At 34.9% G+C, this 6273-nt stretch carries 8 protein-coding genes and 1 pseudogene; 1 reads left to right on the forward strand and 8 read right to left on the reverse strand.

Annotated elements, in window-relative coordinates; genetic code table 11:
* Window positions 1-176: 176 nt before the first annotated feature.
* Window positions 177-854, forward strand: coding sequence for a SprT-like domain-containing protein (locus FM107_RS04900; RefSeq protein WP_086947410.1), 678 nt, complete (start codon window positions 177-179; stop codon window positions 852-854).
* A gap of 424 nt (window positions 855-1278) precedes the next feature.
* On the opposite strand, the gene nrdI is transcribed toward FM107_RS04900, so the two are convergent.
* The 8 genes and pseudogenes from nrdI to FM107_RS20180 form a co-directional block, all read right to left on the reverse strand.
* Window positions 1279-1653 carry a class Ib ribonucleoside-diphosphate reductase assembly flavoprotein NrdI gene (gene nrdI / locus FM107_RS04905; protein ID WP_086947411.1) on the reverse strand — a complete coding sequence of 125 codons (375 nt, stop codon included), beginning with the start codon at window positions 1651-1653 and terminating at the stop codon, window positions 1279-1281.
* 538 nt (window positions 1654-2191) lie between these two features.
* A complete protein-coding gene (locus FM107_RS04910; RefSeq protein WP_086947412.1) occupies window positions 2192-2428 on the reverse strand; it encodes a hypothetical protein in 237 nt (78 codons plus the stop codon).
* 521 nt (window positions 2429-2949) lie between these two features.
* The gene (locus FM107_RS04920) at window positions 2950-3201 is read right to left on the reverse strand and encodes a hypothetical protein (protein ID WP_143559429.1); all 252 of its coding nucleotides are present in this window, start codon (window positions 3199-3201) and stop codon (window positions 2950-2952) included.
* 342 nt (window positions 3202-3543) lie between these two features.
* Window positions 3544-3708 (reverse strand): hypothetical protein, encoded by a 165-nt coding sequence (locus FM107_RS19470; protein ID WP_179204405.1) that lies wholly within the window; start codon window positions 3706-3708, stop codon window positions 3544-3546.
* A gap of 6 nt (window positions 3709-3714) precedes the next feature.
* Window positions 3715-4344: a recombinase family protein gene (locus FM107_RS04925; RefSeq protein ID WP_086947415.1), complete on the reverse strand. Its 630-nt coding sequence runs from the start codon at window positions 4342-4344 to the stop codon at window positions 3715-3717.
* Between the two features lie 453 nt (window positions 4345-4797).
* Window positions 4798-5184: a lipocalin family protein gene (locus FM107_RS04930; protein ID WP_143559430.1), complete on the reverse strand. Its 387-nt coding sequence runs from the start codon at window positions 5182-5184 to the stop codon at window positions 4798-4800.
* A gap of 85 nt (window positions 5185-5269) precedes the next feature.
* Window positions 5270-5848: a hypothetical protein gene (locus FM107_RS19920; protein ID WP_256959346.1), complete on the reverse strand. Its 579-nt coding sequence runs from the start codon at window positions 5846-5848 to the stop codon at window positions 5270-5272.
* A 66-nt stretch (window positions 5849-5914) separates the two neighbouring features.
* Window positions 5915-6208, reverse strand: a pseudogene (locus FM107_RS20180) (M43 family zinc metalloprotease); the annotation flags it as partial.
* Window positions 6209-6273: the final 65 nt, after the last annotated feature.

Here is a 6273-nt window from a genome sequence, read left to right on the forward strand (position 1 = left end):
TTATTACGTTTGTTATCACCAAAGTTATAACATAATATTTAATATAGCAAGTTTTTATATAAAGTATTTTCATACTATAATACTATAATATTTTAATATTATTTAATGCAAAACATTAAATATATCGATATATTTCATTATATTTGTAGTGTACACTACAACGTAAATCAAGTATTATGGCAATTACAAAAAATCAATTTCAAACTATTGAAGCTCTCTACAACTATTATAATACTGAGTTATTTAATGGCGAACTAAATGATTGCTTATTGAACATGAGCCGTAAAAATGGCGCAATGGGTTTCTTTGCTCCTAATAGATGGACAAACAAACAGGGGATAAAAATCCATGAGATTTCCATAAATCCCGATACCTTCAATATTGATGACGAAGAGTTGCACCGTACTATCGTTCATGAAATGTGCCATCTATGGCAAGAGGATTTAGGCAAGCCGTCAAGACGATACTATCATAATAAGGAGTGGGCTCAAAAAATGATCGCTGTAGGCCTTATGCCATCGCACAACGGTCAAGTAGGGGGGAAGACAACGGGACAGCGTATGAACGATTACACCATTGAAGATGGTTTGTTTATACAGAAATTTGATGCGATCGTTTCCGAGAAAAAGGATGATCTTATTTTACCTTACTTCCCAGTGAGTCCAGGCATGCATGTGACAGTTACCGAAAATGACGAAGGGGAAGAGGGGGAAGGCGAAGGCGAGTCAGAACCAAAAGAAAGCAGAGCAGGAAAGAAAGTAAGGTATATGTGTAGTTGTGAAAATCGAATTTGGGGCAAACCAGATTTAAAAGTGATCTGTGCTGAATGTAGCGAAGCTTTCGAACCAAGATAAAAAAAGCCCTCTAGAAATAGAGGGCTCTTACCTTAAAATAAACAATTATGAAACATTAACTACCATTTGCGAATCAATTTCATATTTAACCTATAAACGCAACAAGCCAAAATAATTAAGGGAATTACCGTCCAGATACATAAAAAAACTTTGCTTGTAATCACATTGACAAAGTAATCGAAATACCGATCTCCTGTTTGCAATATATACGGCCTACATAGCCACATAAAAGCAGAATGTAACAGAAGAAATACTGCAACTACACTCCATAATATTTCAGATATCCGAGTTATCCTATTCATCGGTCATATACTTAAATTGTTAAACATAATATAAATATATGCAATATATCGATATATACAAAGACATTTATTGAATATTTCGATATTAATAGAGTATTATAATATTTTAATAGGTTTATATGTTAATATGAATGTATGATATTTAAAAAAATAGATATATCATTATCAAGGCCTGAAAGTTCAAAACGGTGGCCAATAGGTTTATCAAATTGCGCAGATAAAATCACAGCGCATATGGCAAAGTTTCTTCCCCAGTTTCTATTTCCCGAACAAGAAACGGTCAAAATATGTTCGTGATAACGCTCCATAAAATAAGCTGTCGTTACTGGCACGTTCCCCGATCCAGTAGTATAGGTTACTAGATGCCCTTTTTCTATTAACTGATCCATCTCAACCAGATCATTGATATTAATTGCATCAATAGATGGATCAATCGATATAAGCTTCTCGACAAACCTGCGGACATTTCCTGTTTTGCTATCAAAATAAACTGTCATATGCCTAATGATTATAGATAAATATACACATTTATTGCAACTTTTGCAAGAAAAAATCAACAACAACAATAATTAACAATCTGTATATCAGCATATAAACCGCGAGACCGAAGGGGGGTAGTCTGCCGAAGGGACAAGCCACAAAAATAGTCGTTGGGAAAACAGAACGATCCCGTGGCTGAGAAATAGTAGGGAAAAGGATTACCCGTCAAAGAGTATAACTTGCGATGGATTTTTTTTCATCGGGCGTCCAAAGAAATCTGGATTTTGCCGATGGCCATTGCATCACTTTTATTCCGGATCTGGCCGAGCTCGTTCCCTAGCATGGAACAAGGTGATAGCACTATTAAAAAAGATCCGGAACTGCAGCACCATATAATGATAGCACTTTCAGAAACCGGTGACCTGGAACAACCAAGATTTTGATAGCACAATTAATTCAAAACTGTTATATGACGGGTCTGCTATTTTTTATTGATTTGGAATCATTTATATTAAGGCATCTTCTGAATAAAACGAACAGAGGTCTTAGCATACCCTATTTATCGGATAGTGGTTTTAAAACGACCTCATACCCATAACGATTAAAAAAATCATTCACAGAACCTAGTTTTGATTCTATTGATCTTTGAAGAGCGCCTTTGTTACATGAATTCTGTCGTGCCAGCTCAGCCCAAGACAAATTACTTTCTTTTAGAACAACTTTAAGTCTTTCCCTAACGACTCTATCCTTATCAACAGGTCTAATCATCCATTTATTTTCGGTAACGGCCATATGTTTTTAATTAATAAATCTAACATGATTTTGTAAGTGCCACTATTTCTTAATAGAGTTTAATCTATTGATTTTATGATGGTTATTATGATATTTATCCATCCATATTACGCCTTTTCACCTCCCTATCGATCATATATATATTAAAGAATAAAAAGGAAACTAAAAAGACAATGAGGAAAATTACGAAGGTTAAAATTGCTGAATTTAATGTTGCTATATTTTGTAAATCTTTTGTTAAAAGCTGCCCGCTCAATAGGGAGAGCAAAACAAAAAAGATATTTATAACACAGATGTTTAAAAGAACTAGCTTTAGAGAGACTTTTTTCCTTTCAGATTTATCAGGATGGTTAGAATAGTTCAAATAAGGGATAAAAGAGGCCAAAACAGAAAGGATCACCACAAAAATAATGAAATTGAGTGATGTAATATAAGTAGCAAATAATTCCCAGAACTTCACATAGAAAGTGTATGGCATAGTACTAATTTTTTTGTCTTCGTGATAAACGACTCATTTTTAATTACCTCTGAATATTTAAATTATCATCTAAATAATGAACCATGGCATATTTTAGACCCTCTTTTAAACGTTCATTTGGCATTTTTCTATCAATAAAGTAAACCTTATCATCATATTCCGAAGAGAAACCACTAGCCCTACCTTTAAGCGTAAGAACCCCTTCAAGAATAAAATAATCTACATTTTTAAATGTAAATTCTAAATATCCTCTGCGATTCAATCGAAGAGCGGGTGTTTTGTTATTTTCCATCATTATCCATGATTAATTACACTTTAAATATACACAATTATTGCAACTTTATCAAGTGTTAAATGAAAAATTGATACAAAAAAAGAGACGAATATTTTGGTTATTTCACCGGATTATCAATCCATAAACAGCCCGACCGAAGGGAGCCGTCTGCCGAAGGAGACAGGCCACAAAAGAAGGGTAGGGGAGAAAGGTTTTAGCTGTGTTCGCGCCATCATTGAGGGAAAAGTTAAAACCGCGTGAAATAGGGATAGAAGCGGCATCCTTTTTGTTCCTGGTCGAGACGTAGTTGACCAAGAACAAAAAGATAAAGCGGATAGCCCGGACCTTTAGGTATTTCCCAAATTAGTTTTCATCTGCCTTTAATATTAGTAATTTTGTTCTCAGTCGTTCAAACTCTTCTACAGCTTTTTCTGTTCCTTTTGGAATTCCAAGTTCCGCATAAAGTTCAAGTAAATTCTGTAATCCAATCGCCAGTAATCCATACTCCTTTTTGGTTAATTTTTCCATAAAAATTTATTTTATTTTTAGTAAATCCAGTCCATTTTCTGCTATTTTTCGTCCAGTCTCTTCGCTTAATCTTGCTACTTCGAACCTTATGTATTTGAATAATGTATCTTTACTTTTTACTCCTGTTAACTTTAAATTTTCTTCAACTGTTAGCCCCTTTAACCTGTTTGTATAAGCTTTTTTAGCAATCTTTTTTGCTTCTTCTGATAAACCTTTTGGTTTTCCTCCAACTCTACCCATTGCCCTTGCAGATGCTAACCCGCGTTTTGTTCGTTCACTGATTAATGCCCTCTCATATTCTGCAACTAACCCAAATAATCCTGCGTAAAATCTTCCCTCTGCCGTTGAAAAATCATAACTTGTTGCTCCAATTTTTAAAACTGCCTCACGACTTGCAATTTCATCCAGTAGAAAAATTAAATCAATTAATGACCTTGCTAGCCTATCAATCTTTACAACTATCAGCACATCATTTTTTTGCAAAGAAGCTATTAAACTTTGCAACTCTGGACGTTTTAAAATTTTGCCAGAAACTTTTTCAACTACTATTGTTTCACATCCTAATTTTTGTAACTCCAAAATTTGTCCATCTAAATTTTGTTCTTCTGTTGAAACCCGAGCGTAACCGTATATCATTTTTAATGTTTATTAAATCTATTAATGTAAAGTGGGCGGAGCCCACAAACTCCGACTTTTAGCGAAGCTAAAACGTAATCGTTTTTGTCTTAGTTCGTTTTTTATACGTTTAAATGTACTAATTGTTTTTTTTAATAACGAACTTCAATACGAACTAATTATATAAGCTGTACCAACACGTTTTATTCATTTTATTTTTAAAAAATATAGTACTATGAAAACGTTCGTTATGGTGTACTTTATAACATAGCGAAGGGTTGGGCAAGAAACTGATCCATGAATTGAAGAAACAACCGGATCACACCGAAAGTTGAGGCCGTATTCTGAAATGAATGGATACACAAATAGGGTGGAGGGGTGCGGGATAGATAATTTTAAAGGGGAAACTTAAATAATTAAAATAAAAGAGGGCCGTTTACAAAAACAAGCCCTCTGATTTACGCATTTAAATACTTAATTATTCGAAATCTTTTCATACTCGTAAGTACAACCTTCATCGCAGTTTAAAAATTTCGGAGATATTCGAAGGGTGCCATTTTTAAGACTATAACCCCATTCTTGAATACCATCACTTAACATAGACTTTTTAATTTCGCAGGAATAATCTAAGGTGATAACATTCTCCGTAATAGAATAAACTCCCTCATTACACTTATCGGTTCCTTTTTTAAAGGTACTGTCGTTATTCAAGGTGAATAACTCTCCATCTGTTACTTTAATATACCCATCGGGCAAGCCCAAGTTTTGGCCGACTAACTTCCAGGTTCCCTCAATAGTTGTAGAGTCAACATTTTCCGAGTCTTTTTTACAACCCTGTATTTGCAAGGTTGTAATTGACATTAAAATCATACATAAATATTTCATAGGTTCATTTTTTAGTCATAACCATATAGTTATATATATAACATAAAAAAGACAACAAATGCTACATTGAAACTGAATACATTATATATTTCCAATCTCCCCACCCACAACTATTCTTTGCACGTGTTTTAATTTGTATTGTTCCTGATCCGTTGATTTGTATCGTGGCAGTTTTTCCAAGACTACCATTCCCGTTGTCAATTGGACTCGTAACGTATTCGTCACTTGTGGTAAAGATAAAATCACCAAATCCTTTTTCCCACTCCCAATCGTTTGTAGAAGAAAGGTCAGTACCTTTTCCAAGCATACTCAAGGTGATTTTCGAACCTGGGGGCAAAGACCCCGATGCACCACCAGAGTTTAAGTCACAAGTTGTACTGAATACATCATTGCAATACATGGTAAGTCCGACCAAAGGAGTTCCAATCCATACCTCCTTCTTTATGGTTTGGAATGGTAGTACGGCCTCAACATATGCTGTTCGCTCAAATAGTGTCTTTGGTTTGATTGTTATGGAGCTATTATTTTGCGAAATAATATCCGCATTTGGAGACACATTCCAAACGACATTTGTTCCCCCGTTCTGCAAAGTGTACACAATGTTTTCACCAGAACAAAATGTGGTTTTGGTTACGGACATACTAGGAATTACACAATTTTGACCAATCACTTTCTGTAACATGCTATTATTTGAGATAGTAGTTTTCATCCTTGCCACTTGACCATTGGAGAACCGATGACGGAAAAAATAATAGGACATTATATTATTCTGATCAGGATTATAGCCGTTAAGAGTACCGTTTCCATCGTCGGCTGGGGTATCACAAATTTCGTCCCCACAAGTTGCACAATTTGAACCGTCTATATTTTCTGCACAGCCGGCAGAACCTGGCTGGGTTCCTTGGTGTGTATGTAATAAATCTAAGCAGTGTCCAATTTCATGTGAGGATGTCGAGGTTGTGACCCGGTCAGATCGTATTACTAATCGCTTCGAGGGAATACTTAGCGCTTGTAAATCGTCAGCAAAAAGTGGACATGATAATTTAGAATCTTAAGGAGTGTTTT

This window comes from Sphingobacterium sp. JB170 (assembly GCF_900163865.1).
GTDB lineage: Bacteria > Bacteroidota > Bacteroidia > Sphingobacteriales > Sphingobacteriaceae > Sphingobacterium.